Annotated in this window: 27 protein-coding genes and 1 riboswitch; of the genes, 22 read left to right on the top strand and 5 right to left on the bottom strand. The window is 38.8% G+C overall.

Annotated elements, in window-relative coordinates; genetic code table 11:
* Positions 1 to 274: 274 nt before the first annotated feature.
* Entirely contained in the window at positions 275 to 589 is a 315-nt protein-coding gene (locus ADF62_RS11330) for a TetR/AcrR family transcriptional regulator (protein WP_048787939.1), read from the bottom strand.
* 241 nt (positions 590 to 830) lie between these two features.
* On the opposite strand from ADF62_RS11330, the gene ADF62_RS01935 reads away from it, so the two are divergent.
* The 10 genes from ADF62_RS01935 (at position 831) to yidD (ending at position 6,979) form a co-directional block, all read left to right on the top strand.
* Positions 831 to 1,082: a YneF family protein gene (locus ADF62_RS01935; protein WP_003092261.1), complete on the top strand. Its 252-nt coding sequence runs from the start codon at positions 831 to 833 to the stop codon at positions 1,080 to 1,082.
* A 64-nt stretch (positions 1,083 to 1,146) separates the two neighbouring features.
* Entirely contained in the window at positions 1,147 to 1,962 is an 816-nt protein-coding gene (racE, locus tag ADF62_RS01930; protein ID WP_048787938.1) for a glutamate racemase, read from the top strand.
* Positions 1,955 to 2,929 carry a nucleoside-triphosphate diphosphatase gene (locus tag ADF62_RS01925; RefSeq protein ID WP_048787937.1) on the top strand — a complete coding sequence of 325 codons (975 nt, stop codon included), beginning with the start codon at positions 1,955 to 1,957 and terminating at the stop codon, positions 2,927 to 2,929. The genes racE and ADF62_RS01925 overlap by 8 nt, the downstream gene beginning before the upstream one ends.
* Positions 2,911 to 3,432 (top strand): metallophosphoesterase, encoded by a 522-nt coding sequence (locus ADF62_RS01920; RefSeq protein ID WP_048787936.1) that lies wholly within the window; start codon positions 2,911 to 2,913, stop codon positions 3,430 to 3,432. The genes ADF62_RS01925 and ADF62_RS01920 overlap by 19 nt, the downstream gene beginning before the upstream one ends.
* Entirely contained in the window at positions 3,429 to 3,911 is a 483-nt protein-coding gene (cbpB, locus tag ADF62_RS01915; RefSeq protein ID WP_003092169.1) for a cyclic-di-AMP-binding protein CbpB, read from the top strand. The genes ADF62_RS01920 and cbpB overlap by 4 nt, the downstream gene beginning before the upstream one ends.
* Positions 3,865 to 4,626 (top strand): site-specific tyrosine recombinase XerD, encoded by a 762-nt coding sequence (xerD, locus tag ADF62_RS01910; RefSeq protein ID WP_048787935.1) that lies wholly within the window; start codon positions 3,865 to 3,867, stop codon positions 4,624 to 4,626. The genes cbpB and xerD overlap by 47 nt, the downstream gene beginning before the upstream one ends.
* Positions 4,626 to 5,339: a segregation/condensation protein A gene (locus ADF62_RS01905; protein ID WP_003092139.1), complete on the top strand. Its 714-nt coding sequence runs from the start codon at positions 4,626 to 4,628 to the stop codon at positions 5,337 to 5,339. The genes xerD and ADF62_RS01905 overlap by 1 nt, the downstream gene beginning before the upstream one ends.
* Positions 5,332 to 5,913: an SMC-Scp complex subunit ScpB gene (gene scpB / locus ADF62_RS01900; protein WP_048787934.1), complete on the top strand. Its 582-nt coding sequence runs from the start codon at positions 5,332 to 5,334 to the stop codon at positions 5,911 to 5,913. Before ADF62_RS01905 ends, scpB begins: the two co-directional genes overlap by 8 nt.
* Positions 5,914 to 6,005: 92 nt before the next feature.
* Entirely contained in the window at positions 6,006 to 6,731 is a 726-nt protein-coding gene (locus ADF62_RS01895; protein WP_048787933.1) for a pseudouridine synthase, read from the top strand.
* Entirely contained in the window at positions 6,728 to 6,979 is a 252-nt protein-coding gene (gene yidD, locus ADF62_RS01890) for a membrane protein insertion efficiency factor YidD (RefSeq protein WP_003098012.1), read from the top strand. The genes ADF62_RS01895 and yidD overlap by 4 nt, the downstream gene beginning before the upstream one ends.
* Positions 6,980 to 7,001: 22 nt before the next feature.
* Here the strand turns inward: yidD and ADF62_RS01885 are convergent, their stop codons facing one another.
* Both ADF62_RS01885 and trkA read right to left on the bottom strand, forming a co-directional pair.
* Positions 7,002 to 8,441, bottom strand: a complete 1,440-nt coding sequence (locus tag ADF62_RS01885) for a TrkH family potassium uptake protein (RefSeq protein ID WP_003092283.1) — start codon at positions 8,439 to 8,441, stop codon at positions 7,002 to 7,004.
* 6 nt (positions 8,442 to 8,447) lie between these two features.
* Positions 8,448 to 9,797 carry a Trk system potassium transporter TrkA gene (gene trkA, locus ADF62_RS01880; RefSeq protein ID WP_048787932.1) on the bottom strand — a complete coding sequence of 450 codons (1,350 nt, stop codon included), beginning with the start codon at positions 9,795 to 9,797 and terminating at the stop codon, positions 8,448 to 8,450.
* A 287-nt stretch (positions 9,798 to 10,084) separates the two neighbouring features.
* Between trkA and ADF62_RS01875 the strand changes: the two genes are divergently transcribed.
* The 6 genes from ADF62_RS01875 (at position 10,085) to ADF62_RS01850 (ending at position 15,877) form a co-directional block, all read left to right on the top strand.
* A complete protein-coding gene (locus tag ADF62_RS01875) occupies positions 10,085 to 10,594 on the top strand; it encodes a tRNA (cytidine(34)-2'-O)-methyltransferase (RefSeq protein ID WP_048787931.1) in 510 nt (169 codons plus the stop codon).
* A 106-nt stretch (positions 10,595 to 10,700) separates the two neighbouring features.
* A riboswitch (FMN riboswitch) is annotated at positions 10,701 to 10,823 on the top strand.
* Between the two features lie 80 nt (positions 10,824 to 10,903).
* Entirely contained in the window at positions 10,904 to 11,461 is a 558-nt protein-coding gene (locus ADF62_RS01870) for an ECF transporter S component (RefSeq protein WP_037621581.1), read from the top strand.
* 2 nt (positions 11,462 to 11,463) lie between these two features.
* Positions 11,464 to 12,114, top strand: a complete 651-nt coding sequence (locus tag ADF62_RS01865; RefSeq protein ID WP_003092134.1) for a phosphatase PAP2 family protein — start codon at positions 11,464 to 11,466, stop codon at positions 12,112 to 12,114.
* A 155-nt stretch (positions 12,115 to 12,269) separates the two neighbouring features.
* The gene (locus ADF62_RS01860) at positions 12,270 to 13,169 is read left to right on the top strand and encodes a helix-turn-helix transcriptional regulator (protein WP_048787930.1); all 900 of its coding nucleotides are present in this window, start codon (positions 12,270 to 12,272) and stop codon (positions 13,167 to 13,169) included.
* A gap of 168 nt (positions 13,170 to 13,337) precedes the next feature.
* The gene (locus ADF62_RS01855; RefSeq protein WP_048787929.1) at positions 13,338 to 15,434 is read left to right on the top strand and encodes a peptide cleavage/export ABC transporter; all 2,097 of its coding nucleotides are present in this window, start codon (positions 13,338 to 13,340) and stop codon (positions 15,432 to 15,434) included.
* Positions 15,435 to 15,544: 110 nt separating this feature from the next.
* A complete protein-coding gene (locus tag ADF62_RS01850) occupies positions 15,545 to 15,877 on the top strand; it encodes a DUF805 domain-containing protein (RefSeq protein ID WP_003097990.1) in 333 nt (110 codons plus the stop codon).
* A 51-nt stretch (positions 15,878 to 15,928) separates the two neighbouring features.
* Here ADF62_RS01850 and ADF62_RS11325 read toward each other — a convergent pair whose 3' ends face one another.
* Both ADF62_RS11325 and ADF62_RS11320 read right to left on the bottom strand, forming a co-directional pair.
* Positions 15,929 to 16,402: a DUF4153 domain-containing protein gene (locus ADF62_RS11325; protein WP_244265345.1), complete on the bottom strand. Its 474-nt coding sequence runs from the start codon at positions 16,400 to 16,402 to the stop codon at positions 15,929 to 15,931.
* A 48-nt stretch (positions 16,403 to 16,450) separates the two neighbouring features.
* The gene (locus tag ADF62_RS11320; RefSeq protein ID WP_003097983.1) at positions 16,451 to 16,933 is read right to left on the bottom strand and encodes a hypothetical protein; all 483 of its coding nucleotides are present in this window, start codon (positions 16,931 to 16,933) and stop codon (positions 16,451 to 16,453) included.
* Positions 16,934 to 17,690: 757 nt separating this feature from the next.
* Between ADF62_RS11320 and ADF62_RS01835 the strand changes: the two genes are divergently transcribed.
* The 6 genes from ADF62_RS01835 (at position 17,691) to ADF62_RS01810 (ending at position 21,887) form a co-directional block, all read left to right on the top strand.
* On the top strand, positions 17,691 to 18,206 hold the full coding sequence (locus ADF62_RS01835; protein WP_003097980.1) for an AmiS/UreI family transporter: 516 nt from the start codon (positions 17,691 to 17,693) through the stop codon (positions 18,204 to 18,206).
* A gap of 24 nt (positions 18,207 to 18,230) precedes the next feature.
* A complete protein-coding gene (locus ADF62_RS01830) occupies positions 18,231 to 18,533 on the top strand; it encodes an urease subunit gamma (RefSeq protein WP_002886558.1) in 303 nt (100 codons plus the stop codon).
* Positions 18,534 to 18,545: 12 nt separating this feature from the next.
* Complete coding sequence (locus ADF62_RS01825) at positions 18,546 to 18,857, top strand: urease subunit beta (protein WP_003092180.1); 312 nt, start codon at positions 18,546 to 18,548, stop codon at positions 18,855 to 18,857.
* Positions 18,858 to 18,872: 15 nt separating this feature from the next.
* Entirely contained in the window at positions 18,873 to 20,591 is a 1,719-nt protein-coding gene (gene ureC / locus ADF62_RS01820; protein WP_002886560.1) for an urease subunit alpha, read from the top strand.
* A gap of 140 nt (positions 20,592 to 20,731) precedes the next feature.
* A complete protein-coding gene (ureE, locus tag ADF62_RS01815) occupies positions 20,732 to 21,184 on the top strand; it encodes an urease accessory protein UreE (protein WP_003092266.1) in 453 nt (150 codons plus the stop codon).
* Positions 21,174 to 21,887, top strand: coding sequence for an urease accessory protein UreF (locus ADF62_RS01810; RefSeq protein ID WP_003092133.1), 714 nt, complete (start codon positions 21,174 to 21,176; stop codon positions 21,885 to 21,887). Before ureE ends, ADF62_RS01810 begins: the two co-directional genes overlap by 11 nt.
* Positions 21,888 to 21,909: the final 22 nt, after the last annotated feature.

The raw sequence follows: 21,909 nt of genomic DNA, 5'->3' as shown, positions 1-21,909 counted from the left end.
GGCTGGTATTATGGGCTTATAGCCCTTGGTCAAACCACCCGTTAGACGGGTGGTTATGATTTAATGATAACCGCTTCAAGAATTATATTAGCCATCTCTTCTGGAGATTCAATACAGTCTTCCTTGAGCCAGAGTGTCAAAATGGTGATAATGGTACTAATCGTATACTTCCAAAGAATACTCGACTGGGATATGATAGTTTTTTTCCATAAGTTCTGTGATAATTTCGATATCAGAGTTAAGGATGGTCTCGGTAATGAACTTACGAATTAATCTATTGATATTTGGAATGTGTGTCATTAATATGAGAGAGCTTATGATTTCCCTTAAGATATCGTCGCACCTCGGTTAGAACACCTTCTTGATAGGTTATATCCTTTTGCAGAATACTTGAAATTTTATCTAAAATTTTAGAGAAGGTGGTTTCAACCAAGTCATCTTGATTTGAATAGTAGTAGAAGGTTGGTCTGCTGAGATTTACCTTTTTGATGATGTCTGTGATGCTGATTTGTTCGAGTGAACTCTCTTTTAAGAGTTCAGTAAATGCATTGACAATTTTTTGTTCGGAAATAGTTGATTCCTTTAGCATAAATACCCCCCCTTTATATAAACATAATAATTTCAAGACTTATATAAAAACCTAATTTTTTCCCGGAAATCTTACAAGTCCTTTACAGTTGTAAGTAAAAGAAGCTGAAACTCTCATTTTATCAGTATTTTAGAAAAGTAATTTTTTTGCGGACTCGTTAAGAAACCAACGTCTTATTTGTCAGTAAGGCCTATTTTTGCTATAATATAAGGTAAATCAACGTTATAGGAGAATTAAATTTATGAACACCGTCCTTTGGATTATTCTTGTTTTTGTAGCCCTTTTGGGTGGCTTTTACGGAGGCGCATATTTTGCCCGCAAACAAATTGAGAAAGAATTAGCTGAAAATCCTCGTTTGAATGTGGACGCTGTTCGTACAATGATGTCAGCAGCAGGCCAAAAGCCTAATGAAGCTAAAGTGCGTCAAACATATAATCAGATTATTAAACAACAAAAACAAGCACTTGTAGATAGCAAGAAAAAGAAAAAATAATGGTGGGGAGCTGGGACGTGAATCTCAGCTTTTTACATGTAATGTAAGGGGATAAGGAGGCAAGATGGATAATCGACCTATAGGATTTTTGGATTCTGGTGTCGGAGGTCTGACGGTAGTACGTGAGCTTAAACGTCAGTTGCCTCACGAGTCTATTGTTTATATTGGTGATTCTGCTAGGGCTCCATATGGTCCTAGACCAGCAGGACAAATCAGAGAATATACATGGCAGTTGGTTAGATTTCTCCTGACTAAAGACGTAAAGATGATTGTTATTGCTTGCAATACGGCGACAGCAGTAGTTTGGGAGGAAATTAAAGAGGCTTTGGACATTCCAGTACTAGGTGTTGTTTTGCCTGGTTCTAGTGCTGCCATTAAGTCTAGCCAGTCTGGTCAAATTGGTGTCATTGGTACTCCTATGACAATTGCATCTAATATATATGAGCAAAAAATTAAGCGTCTGGCGCCACAAATGAATGTCCTGAGTTTGTCCTGTCCCCGTTTTGCCCCAATTGTTGAATCCAATGAAATTAATTCAAGTGTGGCTAAAAAGATTGTCTATGAAAGCATGGCTCCTTTAGTTGATAAGGTAGATACCTTGGTTTTGGGTTGCACCCACTACCCACTTTTACGACCGATTATTCAGAATGTTATGGGACCAAGTGTCAAATTAATTGATAGCGGAGCTGAAACTGTTCGTGATGTTTCTGTCTTGCTCAATTACTTTGAGATTAACCGTAGTCGTGAGGTCGAAGACAAGACGGAAGAATACTACACCACAGCTAGTGTGCTTGGTTTTAAAGAAATTGCTGAACAGTGGCTGGGTGAGGAAGTTACTGTCCAACATGTAGATTTGGACAAGGAGTTAGAAAATGACTAAATCAATTTTTGAATATAAGGATGATCAAGACTGGTACTTGGCTAGTTTTGGAAGCTATAATCACTTGACTTGTTTTGGTGGCGATGAGGCTTACGAACAATTTGTTGACTTTTTCCAAGCTTTGACTAACGTTTTGGCTGTCAGTGACTTTCAGTTACATATTGCTAAACATTCTTCAGACCTTCGCTTAGTATCCTTTATTTTGGATTGCTTGAAAGAGGAAACTGGTCGGGACTTAGCTGTTACACAACATCAAGGAGCTTTGATAGTTAGTGAAGGAGATAAGCTTGTCTATGTGCATGTGCCTAGAGAGGGTGTCGTCTTGAGTGATTTCTTTGGTTCTGATAACAAATCAGACTTTGGTGATGTCCTATTGATTGCGACACGCAATGAAGGAAAAACCAAGGAGTTTCGGGAACTCTTTGGAAAGCTTGGTATTAAGGTAGAAAATCTTAATGATTATCCAGATCTTCCTGAGGTTGCTGAAACTGGTATGACCTTTGAAGAAAATGCACGCTTGAAGGCGGAAACTATTTCGGAATTAACTGGTAAGATGGTTCTTTCAGATGATTCAGGTTTGCAGGTAGATGTTCTTGGAGGTTTGCCAGGTGTGTGGTCTGCTCGTTTTGCAGGTCTAGAAGCTACCGATGCTGAAAATAATGCTAAGTTACTGCATGAACTTGCCATGGTACTTGATGATAGCAAACGCTCAGCTCAGTTCCATACAACTTTAGTTGTTGCAGCACCTGGACGTGATAGTTTGGTTGTTGACGCCGACTGGAAGGGTTATATTGGCCGAGAACCTAAAGGTGACAATGGTTTTGGTTATGATCCCCTTTTCTTAGTTGGTAATACGGGTAGGACAGCGGCAGAGCTTTCTGCAGAAGAGAAAAATGAACAATCTCATCGTGGACAAGCTGTTAAGAAACTTATGGAGGTCTTCCCAGCATGGCAGAACAAACAATAATCGTAATGAGCGACTCCCATGGAGAACGTGACATTGTAGTAGATATAAAAAATCGTTATCAAGGGAAGGTAGATGCTATTTTCCATAACGGAGATTCGGAGTTAGAATCAAGTGATCCTGTTTGGGAAGGTATCCATGTAGTTCGAGGAAACTGTGATTATGATTCAGGTTATCCAGAACGTTTGGTCGTTAAACTTGGAGATGTGATTATTGCACAAACACATGGTCATCTCTATGGCATTAATTTTACCTGGGACAAGTTAGATCTTTGGGCGCAACAAGAGGATTCTGATATCTGTCTATATGGGCATTTACATGCGGCAGCAGCTTGGCGGAATGGTAAGACAGTGTATATCAATCCAGGTTCTGTTTCACAGCCACGTGGCCCAATCCATGAGAAACTCTATGCTAAGGTGATTATAAACGATGCAAAGATTCGTGTGGAATATTACACACGTGACCATGAACTTTATTCAGAACTTACACAGGAATTTGAACGATGATTGCTAAAGAATTTGAAGATTTTTTGTTGGCTCGCTTAGATAATTATTTGATCCCATCAGATCAGGTTGCTATTTTTATTGATAGTCACAACGCTAATCATGTGGTTTTGCTTTTGACAAGCAATGGTTATTCGCGCGTTCCCGTTTTGACTAAGGATAAGCATTATCTTGGGACCATATCTTTGACGGATATTAAACGTTATCAAGATGAACATAACTTGCAAGAGTGGGAGATGGTTAACCGTGATATCGGTCCGATGACATCAGATGTCGTGGAAACAGTGGAAGATAATGCCAATCTAAATGAGGTAATGCATAAGCTAGTTAATAATCCTTTCCTTCCTGTGGTTGACAGCCAAGGTATTTTTAAAGGGATTATTACACGAAAATCGATTCTAAAGGCGGTTAATAGCCTCTTACATGACTTTACACATGACTATATCATCATTCCAAAAACAACTGACAACTCAGATCACTGATTTTCTGGCTACTAAGGTCATTTCGGAGAGTTCAAAGCAAGCTTATGCTTATGATCTTAAGCAGTTTGCAACGGCGATCTCAGGACAAATTGATCAAACTAGTCTCAAGCTCTATGAAAACCAACTGAAGGAATGGAAGCCATCCGTACAAAAGCGTAAGCGCTCTGCGGTCAATCAATTTTTGCTATACCTCTATCAAAAGGGTGAATTAACGAAATTTTTCAAACTATCAGAGACAGTAATACTACCTTCTCAGGAGGATAGGTTGCGAATACTGAATCTTTCATCTCTTTACGAGGGGCATGAAGGGGTTGGTAAGCTGTCTTGTCTGCTGATTCTAGAGCTGGGACTCTTACCTTCAGAGATTTTGGAGTTGGACTGGGTCGACATTGACTTGGATTTTGGTGTTGTAACTGTGGCCAAGGAAAGCACTAAGCGTGTTCTCAGACTTGAAGCAGATGTGAAGCAGTATTTGTTGGCTATTAAAGATGTCAACAGCCAGGGCTTGCTTTTGGGTAAGGTCTATACCCGACAATGGTTGTATAAGCAAATCCAGACTTATGTTAGTGACTGTGGCTTATCGGGGGTAACTGCCCAAGTCTTGCGCCAGCAATTTATTCTTAGACAGATTGAAAAGGGAACGGGCGCCTTTGAACTTGCTCGTTTACTCGGGCTAAAAAGTCCAGTGACCTTGGAGAAATACTATAAAACCTAATGGATATTAAGTTAAAAGATTTTGAGGGGCCACTGGATTTGTTGCTCCATCTGGTTTCTAAGTATGAGGTAGATATTTACGATGTTCCCATTGTTGAGGTTATCGAGCAATATTTGGCTTATTTGGCAACCTTGCAAGCCATGAAGCTTGAAGTTGCTGGGGAATATATGCTTATGGCTAGTCAGCTTATGCTGATTAAGAGTCGTAAGCTTCTGCCTACAGTGGTGGAGGCTGAGCCTGAAGCAGATGATCCTGAGCTAGAGCTCTTGAGTCAATTGGAAGAGTATGCACGCTTCAAAGCAGCTAGTCAAGAGTTAGCTAAGCAGCATGAGGTACGTGCTCAGTATTTTTCAAAACCAAAAGTTGAATTGGTTTATGAAGATGTGACGTTGAATCAGGATAAGACCATTCAAGACATTTTCTTGGCTTTTTCAAAAATCATGGCTGAAAAGCAAGAAGAAATTCGCCGAAATCACACGACTATTGCGCGTGACGATTATAAAATTGAAGATATGATGCTGATTATTGAGGAAGCATTTGGCTCAAAAAATGAGCTACATTTAGATGAACTTTTCACCGATGCTAAAGATATGAATCAAGTAATCACCCTCTTTTTGGCAACTCTTGAATTGATTAAGGTACATCGAATCTCGGTACAGCAGGAAACAATTTTTGGAACAATCACTCTAAGAAAGGAATGGACGAATGAGTAGTCACTTAGCACGATTAGAAGCTTTACTTTTTGTGGCTGGTGAAGATGGTCTTAGTCTACGTACTATGGCACAGCTTTTAGAAATGCCAGTGACTGGACTGACTCAGTCCTTGGGAAAATTGCAAGCCAAGTATGAGGCAGATGAGGATACGGCTCTTTGTTTATTGGAATCGTCAAATACCTATAAGATCGTGACTAAGCCTGATTTTGCAAGTCTTCTGCGTGACTATTCCAAAACGCCAATCAACCAAAGTCTATCCCGAGCGAGTCTCGAGGTACTTTCTATAGTTGCTTATAAACAGCCCATTACTCGCGTTGAAGTTGATGACATTCGAGGTGTCAATTCCAGCGGCGCTATTGCCAAGCTTCAGGCGTTTGATCTCATTCGAGAGGCTGGTAAAAAGGATGCTGTGGGTCGTCCCAACCTATATGCGACAACTGATTATTTCTTAGATTATATGGGAATTAACAGTTTAGACGAACTTGTGGCCATTGATCAACTAGAACTTGAAGAGCAAGAAACAAGTCTCTTTAGGGAAGATGCTTCAGAAGAGCTTGAGGACTTGGATAATTAAGAGTAAACCTTGTTGAAACTAATCATTAAAAAATAAAGAAACATAGCAGAGATGCTAGGTAGAAAGGATACAGCTTAAGCTGTAGAAAAAGAATGCGAATTAATAAATATATTGCCCACGCTGGTGTGGCTAGTCGTCGTAAAGCTGAGGAATTGATTAAAGAAGGCCGTGTGACTTTAAATGGTAAGACCGTTACGGAATTGGCAACAATTGTCAAAAATGGTGACATTGTCGAGGTAAATGGAAGCCCAATTTACAATGAAGAAAAGGTATACTACCTTCTTAATAAACCACGCGGGGTCATTTCTTCAGTATCTGATGAGAAAAATCGTAAGACGGTGATTGACCTAATGCCCCACGTTAAGGAACGTATCTATCCTGTTGGTCGTCTTGATTGGGATACGACTGGCCTTCTTATTTTAACCAACGATGGCGACTTTACCGATAAAATGATTCACCCACGTAATGAGATTGATAAGGTTTATTTGGCGCGTGTTAAAGGTATTGCGACCAAGGAAAATCTTCGTCCTTTGATTCGTGGTGTGGTGCTTGATGGTAAAAAAACCCAGCCGGCCCGTTACAATATTATCAAGGTGGATCATGAAAAGAACCGATCAGTCGTTGAGCTGACGATTCATGAAGGGCGTAACCATCAGGTTAAGAAAATGTTTGAATCAGTAGGTTTGCTTGTTGATAAGTTATCGCGTACCCGTTTTGGTACCCTAGATTTGACAGGGCTACGTCCAGGGGAGTCACGCCGTCTAAACAAAAAAGAAATTAGTCAGCTTCATAACGTTGCTGTTAACAAGGTTAAATGATGAAGAAGTTTCTGATTGCGTTAGTAAAGGCTTATCAGAGATGGATTTCTCCCCTGTTTCCACCGTCTTGTCGTTTTCGTCCAACTTGCTCAGTCTATATGATTCAGGCAATAGAAAAACATGGTTTAAAGGGAATTATTATGGGAATCGCTCGTATCTTAAGATGCCATCCCTTATCAGAGACTGGTGATGATCCAGTACCAGATTATTTTAGCCTAAAACGTAATAAAACTCCTTTGGATAAATGAATCCAAAGGAGTTTTTCTATGCTTAAATTTTTGACCAAGTTTTTGGTAGGAATAGGAGTAATAAAGGATAAATTTCCAAGCGTCCAGCAATCATAGCAAATCCCATGATAAGCTTAGACAAAGGACTGAAAATAGCGAAGCTATCAGTTGTCCCAAGTAAAGGTCCAATATTGTTAAATGTTGAAGCAGCAGCACTTGTTACAATTAAGAAATTTTGATTATCTAAGGACAGGATTGTAACTAGACTTAGTATGATCAACACATATACAGCCAAATATTTAAGAACGCTATGCTGTGTTTCTTTATCAAGAACACTTCCATTAATGTGTAGAGATAGGATACGGTTAGGATAGAGGCTAGCCAAAGTCTGATTACGTGCAATTTTAGCAATAATCATAGCACGTATAACCTTGAAACCACCGGCTGTAGAACCTGCTGACCCCCCGATAAACATCAGGAGAAGCAGGATATACTGAGAAAAGAGTGGCCATTTGGTAATATCCGTTAGACCAAAACCGGTTGTTGTGATGATCGTTGACACTTCGAAAAATGAGTATTTGAAAGAGTCAGCCAAATTTTGGTAAATCCCAAAAATATTGAGGATAATTAAACCTGTTGATACTGCAACAATCGTAAGATAGGTACGTAGCTCTTCATCTTGGAAGAATAATCTGATTTTGCGAAACAGGATATAGAAGTATAAGTTGAAGTTAACGCCAAATAGTAGGGTACCAACTGTAACCACATAAGTAATCAAATCGCTGTTATAGTGGGCGATAGAATCATTATAGACTGCAAATCCACCGGTACCTGCCCCCCCCATAGCAGTGATGATACTATCAAAGACCGGCATACCGCAAAGCCAGAGAATAACAGCAAAAATAACAAACATGGTCAAATAGATGATGTAAAGAATTTGAGCTGTATTTTTGAGCTTGGCAACGACCTTACCAAAGATTGGACCTGGCACCTCTGCACGCATAACCTCATGGTGACCATTTTTACTGTTGTTCATGATGGCTAGAGCAAAGACCAGTACTCCCATCCCTCCAATTAGGTGGGCGAAGCTTCGCCAAAAGAGGAGAGAATGGGTCAACACTCCAGTATCTGTGAGAATAGTAGCTCCCGTGGTTGTAAAACCTGAACTCATCTCGAAGAAGGCATCGATGACACTTGGGATTTGCCCCGCAAAAACAAATGGTAATCCCCCAAAGAATGACCAAAGTACCCAACAGAGGGCTACAATGAGCATTCCTTCTTTGGTGTAAATGTGGTAGTTCTTAGGTTTAAATAGAGTACCAAGTACTCCGATAAAAAGGAGAATCGCCATAGTCCCCAAAATGCTGGCAAATACCTTGGCATCTTCTTGATAAATAAGAGCCACTATGAGTGGAACAACTAAGAGTCCAGCTTCAATGAGGAGCAGTTTAGAAATGAGAAAACGGACAATAGATCGATTCATGGCAGCTTACCTCTTCAACAGGTCGTAAATGTGGGTAACGTTTTGCAAGAGAGTAACGACCACGATTTTATCACCAATTGCTAATGTATCTTCTCCAGTTGGGAAGATGGCTTTTCCATTACGGATGATAGCAGCAATAAGGACACCATGAGCAAAATTAAGTTCAGAAAGTTTCTTCCCAGCGATCTTGTTATTTTCCTTAATTTGGAATTGTAAGGTCTCAATACGGCCATTAGCTACGTGGTGAAGTGCATCAAGACTAGAGTCTTTGGCGTTATAGCGACCACGAATAAAGTGCATAACGGTATCAACAGCAATACTCTTAGGAGTGACAATTGTTGTTGTATCACGTGTATCGACAATCTCTAAAAGACTGGTACGGTTGACCTTGGTAATGTTTTTTTGAATACCAATACTTTCAAGGAACATAGAGGTGATAATATTTTCCTCATCTACTCCAGTTAGAGTAGCAACAGCATCATAACTAGCTGCACTCTCTTCAAGAAGAAGGTCTTTAGCAGTACCATCACCTAAGATAACGGAAACTTCAGGGAATACTTGACTAAAAGTTTGCGCACGGTCCATTTTATGTTCAATCAATTTGACCTTAATACGGTTGTTTTTCAAGATATTCAGTAAGTAGTAGGAGATACGTCCAGCACCAATCAACAAAAGTTTTTTGATACTTTTGGGTTTGATATAACTGTGGAAAAGTGCCATATCAACACGTTTACCAGTTACATAAATCTTATCCCCAGCTTGCATGGTAGCATTCCCGTCGGGAATGATAAGGTCTCCTTGACGATCAATTGTACAAACTAAGATGTTACCGAATTTCTTACGAAATTGTTCCATAGTCATACCAGACAATTGGCTTGTTTCAGTGACCTTAAATGCCATAAGAATAACGCGTCCATTTGCAAAAGTTTCAACTGATAGGGCGTTTGGAAATTCAACTGTGTTGGCAATATAGCGAGCTGTTAAAAGTTCAGGGTTAACTACTGATGAGAATCCAAGGAAATTTTTGTCTTTGAAATAAGCGTTAGAATATTCTGGGTTACGCACACGAACGATGGTTTCTTTAGCACCCATTTGTTTTGCCAGAACTGCTGATATCATGTTTACTTCATCTTTATCAGTCATAGCGATAAAAACATCGCAGTTGTCAACCTCGGCTTGTTCCAAAATCTTGAAATTTGCCCCGTTTCCAGCAAAGCCCATAACATCGTAGCGTTTACTGAGGCGTTTGAGGACCTCTTCCTTTTCTTCAATTAAGATAACGTCGTGTTTCTCAGCAACAAGAGAACGACAGAGTGCTGTACCGACTTTACCAGCACCTACGACAATAATACGCATGAGTTACCTCCAAATAATCACTACTATGATACTCTATTTTGGCCGAAAAATCATCCTTTTCAGCTACCTTTATAGGTTATTCCTGTAAAAAAGGTGACGACGTCAAAAATATTAATTTTTTCTGCTAGTAGTGTTGACTTTTACAGCCAAAGTGCTAAAATATACTCAATGATTCGTTATTTTAAATCTAACCTGTCATGATTTAAGCTAATGAATGTCCACAACCATGTCGTCTGCTGAGCTTGACTCCGGGCGACATGGTATTTTTTATGTCTAGGAGAAGTCAGATGTCACGTAATCATATTGTCTTGTTTGAACCTCGTATTCCACAAAACACTGGAAATATTGCGCGTACTTGCGCAGCAACCAATAGCCCCCTCCATATCATTCGACCCATGGGATTTCCAATTGATGACAAGAAGATGAAGCGAGCAGGTCTGGACTATTGGGATAAGCTTGATATCACTTATTATGACAATTTAGCTGATTTTATGTCTAAAAATCATGCTGGTCGTTTGCATCTAGTAACGAAGTTTGCGGATAAGACTTATTCAGAAGAGGCCTATGCTGATGGTGAGGATCACTATTTTATGTTCGGTCGTGAGGATACAGGCCTACCTGAGGGCTTTATGCGTGAGCATCCTGAAAAAGCTATTCGTATTCCTATGAATGATGAACATGTCCGTAGTCTTAATGTCTCAAATACGGTTTGCATGATTGTCTATGAAGCTCTTCGCCAGCAACAGTTTGTGGGATTAGAGCTGAGTCACCGTTACCAGCATGATAAATTAAAATAGATACTTCATTTTGTCTCAAAAGAATAATTATAGTTATTGACTATCAATAGATTAGAAATCCATAAATTAAGAACCTTGTCACCAAGGTTTTTTTATGTTATCCTTAAAGGGTCTTCAGGGCAGGGTGAAACTCCCGACCGGCGGTGATTCTTTGGATAAGTCCGCGAGCGCAAGCTGATGAGGTGTAATTCCTCAACCGACAGTATAGTCTGGATGGAAGAAGACCAGTCTTTTTGCGTAGGCTTTTTTGGCATAGGCAAATCCATTGGGAACTTCTTTCAAATTGTTAAAATTTGGAGGAATTTTTTTATGACAAACACACGTAAATTGGCTTACATTGCCATTTTATCCGCAGTTTCATTCTTGTTGCTTTATTTTTCATTTCCATTGATTCCAGCAGCAGACTTTTTGAAGGTTGATTTTTCAATTCTTCCTGTTCTTATCGCCTTGGTTATCTTTGATTTTAGGAGTGCCATTGGTGTTCTCTTGCTTCGCTCATTGTTGAAGCTCTTACTTAACAATGGTGGTCCAGGATCAATGATTGGGCTTCCTATGAATTTTGTTGCTCTAGGAGTTTTTGTTTGGGGCCTAAGCTATTTTTGGAAGAAAAATCAAACAAGCAAGAATTATATTCTTGGTTCTGTTTTAGGAACGGTTTTGCTTACAGTTGCGATGGTTGTTCTTAACTACATTTATGCCGTACCACTCTATGCTAAATTTGCTAACTTTGATATTGCGCAATTCATAGGCCTCTATAAGTACCTTTTTGCTATGGTAGTACCTTTTAACTTACTTGAAGGTTTAATTTTTGCAGTAGCTTTTGCTCTTATTTATGCTCCGCTTAAGTCTATCCTAGTAAAATTATAAATATGAAACACAAACACACACATTATATTTGCGCTTCCTTTGCCTTTTTGTTATTTGTTGCTCTCGGTTACATGGTTAAGTTCTACCCTGAAGCCTTGACAGAATTTGATAGCAGCATACAAACCAGGGTTCGAGGAGACTTACCAGGGGGACTGACACACTTCTTTAAAACGATTACCATACTTGGAAACACGTCAGTCCAGGCTATTATTGCAATTGTAGCAGTAATCTGGCTTTATTTACGTCAGTATAAATCAGAAGCTATATTTGTAGGTACCAGTGGTGTTCTTGCTAGTATTATGATTGTAAGTCTGAAATATATTTACCAACGCCCACGTCCTTTAATTACACATTTGGTTCATGCTAGTGGTTATTCATTTCCTAGTGGCCACTCCTTGGGAACTTTCATGATTCTTGGTGCAATTGCTATTGTCCTTATTCAGCGTTTGGAGAAAAAAGAATCTCAAGTAGCAGTCTTTGCTATTTCTGGCCTTCTGATTGCTCTTGTTGGACTGTCGCGTATTTATGTGGGTGTTCACTTTCCAACAGATGTTTTAGCTGGCTTTACCCTAGCGTTTGGCTTGCTTAATGTCATCTATCCAACTTATGACCGTATTCGCTTTGAATGGCGATTTCAAAGTAAACAGAAATAAAACAAAATGCAGTTCTTAACTGCATTTTGTTGTTATTATTGTATAAAAATATCATATTTATGACTAATATTCTGTTAAAATCGTATCAACTGCATATTAAATATATTACAATTGTGATATAATGATTTTAAAATTTTGATATAAAGGAGATTCTCTTGAGCATAAAAGACAGCATTGGACTAAGAATCAAAACTGAGCGTGAATGCCAACAGATGTCACGTGAAGTGCTATGTTTAGATGGTGCGGAATTGACTGTTCGCCAGTTAATTCGTATTGAAAAAGGAGAGTCTCTCCCTTCTTTGGATAAATTATCCTACATAGCAAAACGTCTGGGAAAAAGCATGGCTGACTTATTGGACCATGACAGGATTGAAATTCCTGACACTTACTATGAGATGAAAAATCGTTTAATAAAGTTCCCAACGTACGGAGATAAGGAGAGAGTTAAACAGAAGTTGGATCTTATTGAAGATGTGTATAATCAATTCTTTGATATTCTTCCAGAAGAGGAACTATTGACTCTAGATATTCTCGAAAATATATTGAGTTTTACCAGTTGGGAGGAGAGACCTAAAGTCGAAGAAATCTATGAAGATTTGTTTGAACAAGTCAAAAGAAAGAAGAAGTTTTCAACTAATGATTTGCTAGTTATTGATTATTATTTCTATCATCTTTATGGGAGAAAGCAGTATGATAAAAAGATTTTTGACAGAATAGTAGATAGAGTATTAAAGCAAAACATCCCAACAGATGATGCTTATAATATTGCCTTATTTAATGATTTGATGGCTATAGCTGGGTTAAAGATTTCTCTTGAGTCCTTTAAAGATTTCTTAACAGTAATAGATAAACTATTAGCTGTCATAGAAAAATCACAGTTTCATAGTTATAAACCAGGTGTCTATATTTTAGAAGCTAAGTATGAGCTTATACATAATGGGAACAAGAAAAAAGCTGCTGAAAACTATGATAAAGCTATAATGTTTGCGTCGGTTTTAGAAGATTCCGTTTTGGAAGAAAAGACTCGAGCAGAGAAAGCGGCAGATGGTTTGTAAACAACTGCGTAGTGACATTTATGTCACTACTTTTTTTATAGTTAATCGTTTATCATATAGTTAATAAAAATATTAAGGAGCTTAATTTTGAAAAACTTAAAAAAATTTTTAGTCTTACTTATTGCGGCAGTACCATTCTTCATGATTTATTATTAAATAGGAGTCATCATGTCAAAATACCCATATATTTCACAGGTTGATCAGCGTGATTGTGGGGTAGCTACCTTAGCTATGATTCTCAAGCACTATGATTCATCCTATAGTTTGGCTTATTTGCGGGAGTTAGCTCAGACTTCTCGTGAAGGAACTTCTGCGCTTGGTTTAGTTGAAGCGGGCAAGCAGTTGGGGTTTGAAACTCAGGCCATTCGTGCAGATTTAGACTTGTTTAAACAAGAAAACCTATCTTACCCTTTTATTGTACATGTGGTTAAGGATGGTGGGCTTCAACATTATTATACAGTGTTTGGTAAGGACAAGGGGCAAGTTGTAATTGGTGATCCAGATCCTAGCAAGAAGGTCATTAAACTGTCCCTAGAGGATTTTGACAAGGAATGGACAGGGGTTGCTCTATTTTTTGAACCAGGAGAAAACTACATTAAATATAAGGAAGAGGTACCTGGTCTTCTTTCGTTTTTACCAATTTTATTTCGTCGTAAAAGTTTGATAGCAGTCATTGTTTTGCTGAGCTTTCTGGTGACCCTTGTTAATATTATTGGTTCTTATTATTTGCAGTCTATTATAGACCGCTTGATTCCTCAAGAAGACTATGCTCTTCTGACCATGATTTCTCTAGGCCTGTGTATCGCTTATCTAGCTCAACAAGTTTTTACTTTCTTCAAAGATTATCTATTGCATCGATTGGGTAATTACTTGTCCATTGCGGTCATCCTTCCTTATATCAAGCATGTGCTTTCTTTGCCCATTAGTTTCTTTAGTTCACGTCGTACTGGTGAAATCACGTCACGTTTTGGAGATGCCAACACCATTATCGATGCTCTAGCTTCAACAATCTTATCGATTTTCCTAGATGTGACCATTGTGATAACTTTAGCTGTGGCTCTTATTTTACAAAACCGTTCTCTTTTTTTGATGACCTTAACTGTAGTTCCTCTTTATGTTTTGATTATTCTGGCCTTTTATAAGCTTTTTGAGAAGGAAAATTATCAATTAATGGAGGCAAATAGTCAGGTCAATACCGCTGTTATTGATGATTTACGTGGCATTGAAACTTTAAAATCTTTAAGAGTTGAAGAGAGGTGTTATCAGGAAATTGAGGTGAAATTCCATGATTATTTGAAGAAATCCTTGTCTAAGGCCAAGTGGCAATTAACCCAGGATGGCTTAAAAACAGGGGTCCAGTTAGTTTTCAATGTCTTTATCTTATGGTACGGGGCACAATTAGTTATGGAAGGACAACTATCTTCTGGTCAGTTGATTACCTATAATATGCTACTTAATTATTTTACGACCCCTTTAATTAATATTATCAATCTTCAATCTAAGATTCAGCAAGCCAAGGTAGCCAATAATCGTCTTCAAGAAGTTTATGTTGTGAATAAGGAAGAAAAAGGTCAACTCAAAGATTTATCCTTTAAACAATTAGACTTAAAAGGTGTTAGTTATCGTTTCAGCTACCAACAGGAGACACTTCACAATATTGATTTGACGATTAATAAGGGAGAGAAAATAGCCCTCATGGGTCAGAGTGGTTCTGGGAAAACGACTTTAGCGAAGATTTTGTCAGGTTATTACACAAAATCTAGTGGTCATGTAAGCCTAGACAAAGGTTCTATTAGTCAAGCAGAGTTACGCCAGTTGGTGACCTATGTTCCACAACAGACCTATGTGTTTACGGGAACAATATTAGAAAATCTGTTATTAGGCCTTGAAGGAGAAGTTGATGAGCAGGTTATTCTAAGAGCCTGTGAACAAGCTGATATTTTGGCTGATATTCAAAAGATGCCACTAGGTTTTCAGACCCAAGTATCTGAAGATGGTGGTCTATCTGGTGGTCAAAAACAACGCTTGGCGATAGCGAGGGCCCTTTTGTCCAAGCAACCAATCTTGATTTTTGACGAAGCTACCAGTGGTCTCGATAGTGATACTGAAAGCAGGGTCATGGCTAATCTTGCTAAGATTAAACGAACAATGATTTTTATTGCTCACCGCAATAGTGTACTTCAACATGTTAGTCGTGTAGTGACCATGGTGAGTGGCCAGATTGAGTCAGACAGTCCTAATTTCAATCCATTCCAGTTTATTTAAAATAATCTTCCTATTATATATGTAGAAAACTTAAGAAGTCTAAATATTCACATCTTGCACCTATCTATTTAATATAGTATACTGGTAGCATACTATTAAGAGGTGTAAACATGTTAGAGGCATATAAAAATTTTTGGTTAGGCTATCTCGATTTTTATGGTCGTACAAAACGATCAGACTATTGGAGGGTTGTCTTGATTAATGGAGTTATTGCTACTCTTATTTTCCTACTGATGGACTTACTTGGGGAAACAAAAGCTGCTGGCTTTACATTGACAGCTTTCATTTTATTTATAGCAGCAACGGCGCTCCCTACCATTTCTATTCAGATTCGTCGTCTGCGTGATGCCAATTTTAATGTTGCTTGGATTGTATTAAAAGCAACTCCATTAACAGTAGCTCTTTGGGTGATGTATGCCTTTCCCACAAGAAATTCAAAATAGCTATAATGAAAAAAGGGGTGAGACTAGGAAATCTAGTTTCACTCCTTTTTCTTATAAAATAAAGCTACTCAAGAGACTAGCTAGAGTCGCATAAAAGATGGCTAAACGAGTTGTTTGAGTGGGTTTATAGAGTCGAATGAGCGTAAAGATACACCAAACGAAGAGCACGGTCACAAACCATCCTGACAATAAGCGTCGTGGTGTAATACCATAAAGTGCGATATAGATACTAAAGAGTTTCCAATCAGTGATGAGGGCAAAGAGGCTAGCAAAAGTAAAAAGTAGCATACTAATCAAACGAAGCCCCTTGTGGGTGAAGAGGTCTTCTTTTGAGAAAATGTAAAGTCCAACTAGAACAGCAAAGTTAAGGATAGAGACCCGAACCAATTGCCAGAAATCTTGAACAGCAATGTGTGAGGCTTGATAGGTCGGAATGTTAGCTTGATTGAGAGAAAGGAGTTCACCCATTTGACTAGTCGCAGTTAGCATAAATAGTGCATAAGTGAAGTATAGATTTCCGAGCACAATATAGGCTGCCGTTTTTGGGAAAAGACGAGTCTTTTTGAGACTGGCCTAAAACTGCTTTTGGCTGAGTGGCTTGTCATTTGCCCAATAGACTGCTACAAGTTTGGAAAAAAGCCCTAGAGCAAGTGGGAGATTTGTCACTAAACGAGATATAAATAATCCACTGTTTTCGAAATTGATATTGAAATTAAGTAGGGAAGCAAGTGTCTGGAAGACTTGTTGCCATAGCTGAGCGAAAGAAGACAAGACCTGGCTAAGCTGGTTGGTAGCAAATACAGTAAGTACCAAGGCAGTGATAATACTAATGAGAATCATTCGCTTGTAGAGTTGGTCTTCACGTTTGACTTCTTCAGCAAGCTCTTGGTTAAGTGTCTTTTTATAAAATAAAGTCAAGACTCCCAGAAAGAAATATTTCAGTGGGAAGATATAGCTAGTATGGATGATGTCACTCAGACCATAAACCCCAACCGTTTTTGCCTGCTTTGTCCAGTGCGAGCCATTAAGTAGAGAAATAGGCCAGTATGAAGGCAAAGAATTTGAGCATTGTCCCAATTGTCAGGTATCTTCCATAGGCTAATTTGTAATCCCTGTAGGAGACTAGTGACCATGAATATTCCTGATTCAAGTCACATTCCTTTAGCTTTCCCACCAAATAAGCGACAGCCGAGTTCGATCGTACCTATCAAGATAAGTATCGCTAGGAAGACATAAGAAAAATGAGTCAGATAAGTGATATAAAGGAAGTAGGTTGTGAGGCAAGCAATAATTAGTCCCTTGATTTTCCAGACCTTTTTAGTGAGAGATGATTAAAGAGTTTTTTGTTTTTGTTTTGGTTTGCAGACTTTCCTCTTCGTAGGGATACTCCTGAGAGATTGTCTGTAAATCGGTGTTGTAGTTATTTGTTTCCATCATAATTCTCCTTTAGGTTTTAAATCAAAAGAAGATAATTGTAAAATTACTAAAAATGGCTCTATGGACTTAGGACTAGAGAAGGAGAAAGAAATAAAATGCCCCCATAAAAATTTTTCTCACACGGGATGATAGAATCTGGCTGATGACTGCCAATATCTTTCTCATTCGAAAAAAGTATTTGCCTAATTTATAAATGGTTTGTCAACTTTCATCCGAAATGGTTTAAGGGACCATTCAGCTTGATTGTCAAAAGTGACGCTATTTTTGACATTTTATGTGAGATAGAGGCCGCTTAGCTGTTGCAAAAATTCTGAAATTAGTTGACATGTGTTGTCAAAATAGTATGATATTAACATAAAAAACTTAGGAGGTTCTTATGTTAGGTGTCATCCTACTCTATGTTGGTATGGTTTTGATGAGTAATGGATTTCATCGCTTGGAAGGTATTCCCGACAAATCAAATGTTGTTATGAATATCTTTACAGGTGGTTTGGGTTTGATTCTCAACATTATTGTCATTGCTTATGGAGCTTGTACAGGGCAAGGTGCTGAATGGTTTTATGGTAGTGCCACAGGTCTTTTGTTTGCTTTTACATATCTTTATTCAGCTATCAATACAATCTTTGATTTTGATCAACGTTTGTACGGCTGGTTTAGTTTATTTGTGGCAATTAATACGATACCAGCAGGGATTCTTTGCTTAACATCTGGATACGGTGGTAATGCTTGGTATGGTATTATTTGGTTCTTGTGGGGAGTTCTATGGCTAACTGCCTTTATTGAAATTAACCTTAAGAAGAACCTAGGGAAATTTGTTCCTTACCTAGCTATTTTTGAAGGAATTATAACAGCTTGGATTCCAGGGCTTTTGATGCTTTGGGGCAAGTGGTAAGCATTGATTTAAGGAGGAAAAACGATGCAATTGACAATGCGTGAGCAGGAAAAAATGATGATTAGCCTTGCGGCTATGATTGCTCAACGACGTAAAGATAAAGGAATCAAATTGAATCACCCGGAAGCAGTCGCTTTGATTACAGACTATGTACTTGAAGGTGCAAGAGAAGGTAAGACGGTTGCTCAATTGATGGATGAGGCTCGTAATCTCTTAACACGTGAAGATGTTATGGAGGGGATTGCAGAAATGATTCCAATGATTCAAGTTGAAGCTACTTTTACAGACAGTACAAAATTGGTTACTGTTCATGATCCTATTCAGTAAGGAGAAAATGCAATGATTCCAGGTGAATACCATGTGGCGAGTGAGCCAATTGATTATAATGGTGGTTACGAAGCCATTAGTATTGAAGTGAAAAATGTGGGTGACCGTGCTGCTCAAGTAGGGTCTCATTATCATTTTTACGAAGCAAACGAAGCTGGTCTTCAATTTGATCGTGAAAAGGCGCGAGGCAAACGTCTAGATATTCCAGCAGGTACAGCCATTCGTTTTGAGCCAGGTGAAACGAAAACAGTACAACTTATTGACTTTGGAGGGAAACGCCGTATTTTTGGTTTCAATAACAAGGTCAATGGTTTCTTAGACTAGAGAGGGGACAAATCGATGAGTTTTAAAATGGATCGTGAAGAGTATGCTCAACACTATGGACCAACTGTAGGTGATAGCGTACGTCTTGGAGATACTAATCTTTTTGCTGCCATTGAAAAAGACTTTACTGTTTATGGACAGGAATCCAAGTTTGGTGGCGGTAAAGTTTTACGTGATGGTATGGGTGTTAGTGCTACGGAAACACGTGATAATCCATCAGTGGTTGATACCATTATTACAGGTGCAACCATCATTGACTATACAGGAATTATTAAAGCAGACATCGGTATTCGTGATGGTAAGATTGTAGCTATCGGTCGAGGTGGTAACCCAGATACAATGGACAATGTAGACTTTGTTGTGGGTGCTAGTACAGAAGCCATTGCGGCAGAAGGTTTGATTGTGACTGCTGGTGGTATTGACCTTCACGTACACTATATTTCTGCTGACCTTCCTGAATTTGGTTTGGATAATGGTATCACTACCCTCTTTGGTGGTGGTACTGGTCCTGCTGACGGAAGTAATGCAACAACATGTACACCAGGTAAATTCCACATTACTCGTATGTTGCAAGCTGTTGATGATATGCCTGCTAACTTTGGTTTCCTTGCCAAAGGTGTTGGTTCTGAGACTGAGGTGGTCGAAGAGCAAATTAAAGCTGGTGCAGCAGGAATTAAGACACACGAGGACTGGGGTGCGACTTACGCAGGAATTGATAATTCCCTTAAAGTTGCGGATAAATACGATGTTTCCTTTGCGGTCCACACTGACTCTTTGAATGAGGGTGGATTTATGGAAAATACTTTGGAATCCTTCCAAGGTCGTACTGTTCATACCTTCCATACCGAAGGTTCAGGTGGCGGGCATGCTCCAGATATCATGGTCTTTGCTGGTAAGGAAAATATTTTGCCATCATCAACTAACCCAACCAACCCATACACTACAAATGCTATTGGTGAGTTGTTAGATATGGTTATGGTTTGTCACCACTTGGATCCAAAAATTCCAGAAGACGTTTCTTTTGCTGAATCACGTGTACGTAAACAAACAGTGGCTGCAGAAGATGTTCTGCATGATATGGGTGCCCTTAGTATCATGACTTCAGATGCCATGGCTATGGGACGTGTCGGTGAAGTAGCAATGCGTTGTTGGCAACTAGCTGATAAGATGAAGGCTCAGCGTGGTCCGCTTGAAGGGGATTCAGAGTTTAACGATAATAACCGTATCAAACGTTACGTGGCTAAATATACAATTAACCCTGCTATCACTAACGGTATTGCAGACTATATAGGTTCTGTAGAAGTTGGTAAATTTGCAGATTTGGTTATCTGGGAACCAGCACAATTTGGTGCAAAACCTAAGTTGGTGCTTAAAGGTGGTATGCTAACTTATGGTGTTATGGGTGACGCTGGTTCAAGTCTTCCAACACCTCAACCACGTATCATGCGTAAATTATATGGTGCTTACGGTCAAGCGGTTCATGAAACAAATCTTACATTTGTCTCTCAATACGCTTATGATCACGGTATCAAAGAAGAAATTGGTTTGAATAAGATTGTTCTTCCTGTTAAGAATACGCGTAACTTGACTAAGCGTGATATGAAGCTTAATGACTACGCTCCAAAAACAATCCGTATCGATCCACAGACCTTTGATGTCTTTATTGATGATGAGTTGGTTACTTGTGAGCCGATCCATACGACATCATTGTCTCAACGTTATTTCTTGTTCTAAGGAAGACGATATATAAATGAGGCTGGAATTTTTCCTCCAACCTCTTTTGTATTTTATAGCTATAACGTTTTTAGCACTTTATTGAGTTGCTATATGAGTTTGATGCTAGATTTTTAAAATGTAATAGAAAAGGAAAAAGTATGATTTTTACAAAAGTAGATGCTCTTGTTAAAGATATCGATGTGGACAAATACCATATTGAAACAGTCATTCTTTCGAGTGATGACCTTAACAAAAAAATTATTCGTGTGAAGAGTGATCACGGGAATGAATTTGGTATTCGTCTTGATAAGGGACAAAAATTGCAAAATGGCTCTGCCTTTTTTATCGATGATCACCATGTCCTAGTTATTGGTGTTGAGTCACAGGATTTGATTGTCATTTCACCTAAAGATATGGATGAAATGGGAATCACAGCTCATATTCTTGGGAATACTCATAAACCGATTGAGGTGAAAGATGCCAAGATTTATTTAGAGGTTGACCCAGTTGTAGAGCAAGTCTTGACTCAAAAAGAGATTGCCTACACGATTGAAGAAGTGGTCCTTGACAAACCCCTACGTCATGTGAATTTAACTGCCCATGAACATTAATCCCTTTGCGAATGTGTCTTTGCAAGATTATCTTGAAATTGTACAAATTGTCGATTCAACTTTTCCAATTGGATCATTTAACCACTCATTTGGGATGGAAAATTATCTGCGCGAAGACACTGTAACAGATGATAAAGGTTACGAAGAGTGGCAAGAAGCCTATTTAGCTAGTCAGTTTAAATATGGTGAAGGTCTTGTAATCAAACTGGTTTATGACGCTATGGCTACAGACAATCTAGAGCAGGTTTGGCATTATGATAAGGTCTTGACAGTTTCAACGCAAGCGCGTGAAACAAGACAGGGGACTAAAATGATTGCTAAGCAAATGCTTCGACTCATTCAAAGGCTCCATGCTATTCCGGTATTGGATGACTATCAGTCCAAAATACAGAAGGGTGAGGTTTTCGGCAATCCAGCTATTGTCTTTGCACTCTATGTGTTTAACAAGGGTTTGGGATGTAGTGAAGCTATTGCACTTTATGGCTATAGTGTGATTTCGACGATGGTTCAAAATGCTGTTCGTGCCATTCCACTTGGACAGTTTGCTGGACAGGAGATTGTTTTACGTAGCTTTTCACAATTAGAAAAAATGACACAAGAAATTCAAGAATTGGATGCGTCCTACCTTGGGGCCAATACGCCTGGTCTTGAATTAGCTCAGATGAAACATGAAACTCAGGTGTTCCGCCTATTCATGTCTTAAAATATCGACAAGGTTGAGAGGA

This window comes from Streptococcus sp. 1004_SSPC, assembly GCF_001069025.1.
GTDB classification, from domain to species: Bacteria; Bacillota; Bacilli; order Lactobacillales; family Streptococcaceae; genus Streptococcus; species Streptococcus vestibularis.
This window is presented reverse-complemented; position numbering and strand designations above follow the sequence as displayed.

What these genes read in the sequence shown, in the direction of transcription:
- ADF62_RS11330 (WP_048787939.1), bottom strand. Translation starts at nt 589, where the DNA reads ATGCTAAAGGAATCAACTATTTCCGAACAAAAAATTGTCAATGCATTT.
- ADF62_RS01935 (WP_003092261.1), top strand. Translation starts at nt 831, where the DNA reads ATGAACACCGTCCTTTGGATTATTCTTGTTTTTGTAGCCCTTTTGGGT.
- racE (WP_048787938.1), top strand. Translation starts at nt 1,147, where the DNA reads ATGGATAATCGACCTATAGGATTTTTGGATTCTGGTGTCGGAGGTCTG.
- ADF62_RS01925 (WP_048787937.1), top strand. Translation starts at nt 1,955, where the DNA reads ATGACTAAATCAATTTTTGAATATAAGGATGATCAAGACTGGTACTTG.
- ADF62_RS01920 (WP_048787936.1), top strand. Translation starts at nt 2,911, where the DNA reads ATGGCAGAACAAACAATAATCGTAATGAGCGACTCCCATGGAGAACGT.
- cbpB (WP_003092169.1), top strand. Translation starts at nt 3,429, where the DNA reads ATGATTGCTAAAGAATTTGAAGATTTTTTGTTGGCTCGCTTAGATAAT.
- xerD (WP_048787935.1), top strand. Translation starts at nt 3,865, where the DNA reads ATGACTATATCATCATTCCAAAAACAACTGACAACTCAGATCACTGAT.
- ADF62_RS01905 (WP_003092139.1), top strand. Translation starts at nt 4,626, where the DNA reads ATGGATATTAAGTTAAAAGATTTTGAGGGGCCACTGGATTTGTTGCTC.
- scpB (WP_048787934.1), top strand. Translation starts at nt 5,332, where the DNA reads ATGAGTAGTCACTTAGCACGATTAGAAGCTTTACTTTTTGTGGCTGGT.
- ADF62_RS01895 (WP_048787933.1), top strand. Translation starts at nt 6,006, where the DNA reads ATGCGAATTAATAAATATATTGCCCACGCTGGTGTGGCTAGTCGTCGT.
- yidD (WP_003098012.1), top strand. Translation starts at nt 6,728, where the DNA reads ATGATGAAGAAGTTTCTGATTGCGTTAGTAAAGGCTTATCAGAGATGG.
- ADF62_RS01885 (WP_003092283.1), bottom strand. Translation starts at nt 8,441, where the DNA reads ATGAATCGATCTATTGTCCGTTTTCTCATTTCTAAACTGCTCCTCATT.
- trkA (WP_048787932.1), bottom strand. Translation starts at nt 9,797, where the DNA reads ATGCGTATTATTGTCGTAGGTGCTGGTAAAGTCGGTACAGCACTCTGT.
- ADF62_RS01875 (WP_048787931.1), top strand. Translation starts at nt 10,085, where the DNA reads ATGTCACGTAATCATATTGTCTTGTTTGAACCTCGTATTCCACAAAAC.
- ADF62_RS01870 (WP_037621581.1), top strand. Translation starts at nt 10,904, where the DNA reads ATGACAAACACACGTAAATTGGCTTACATTGCCATTTTATCCGCAGTT.
- ADF62_RS01865 (WP_003092134.1), top strand. Translation starts at nt 11,464, where the DNA reads ATGAAACACAAACACACACATTATATTTGCGCTTCCTTTGCCTTTTTG.
- ADF62_RS01855 (WP_048787929.1), top strand. Translation starts at nt 13,338, where the DNA reads ATGTCAAAATACCCATATATTTCACAGGTTGATCAGCGTGATTGTGGG.
- ADF62_RS01850 (WP_003097990.1), top strand. Translation starts at nt 15,545, where the DNA reads ATGTTAGAGGCATATAAAAATTTTTGGTTAGGCTATCTCGATTTTTAT.
- ADF62_RS01835 (WP_003097980.1), top strand. Translation starts at nt 17,691, where the DNA reads ATGTTAGGTGTCATCCTACTCTATGTTGGTATGGTTTTGATGAGTAAT.
- ADF62_RS01830 (WP_002886558.1), top strand. Translation starts at nt 18,231, where the DNA reads ATGCAATTGACAATGCGTGAGCAGGAAAAAATGATGATTAGCCTTGCG.
- ADF62_RS01825 (WP_003092180.1), top strand. Translation starts at nt 18,546, where the DNA reads ATGATTCCAGGTGAATACCATGTGGCGAGTGAGCCAATTGATTATAAT.
- ureC (WP_002886560.1), top strand. Translation starts at nt 18,873, where the DNA reads ATGAGTTTTAAAATGGATCGTGAAGAGTATGCTCAACACTATGGACCA.
- ureE (WP_003092266.1), top strand. Translation starts at nt 20,732, where the DNA reads ATGATTTTTACAAAAGTAGATGCTCTTGTTAAAGATATCGATGTGGAC.
- ADF62_RS01810 (WP_003092133.1), top strand. Translation starts at nt 21,174, where the DNA reads ATGAACATTAATCCCTTTGCGAATGTGTCTTTGCAAGATTATCTTGAA.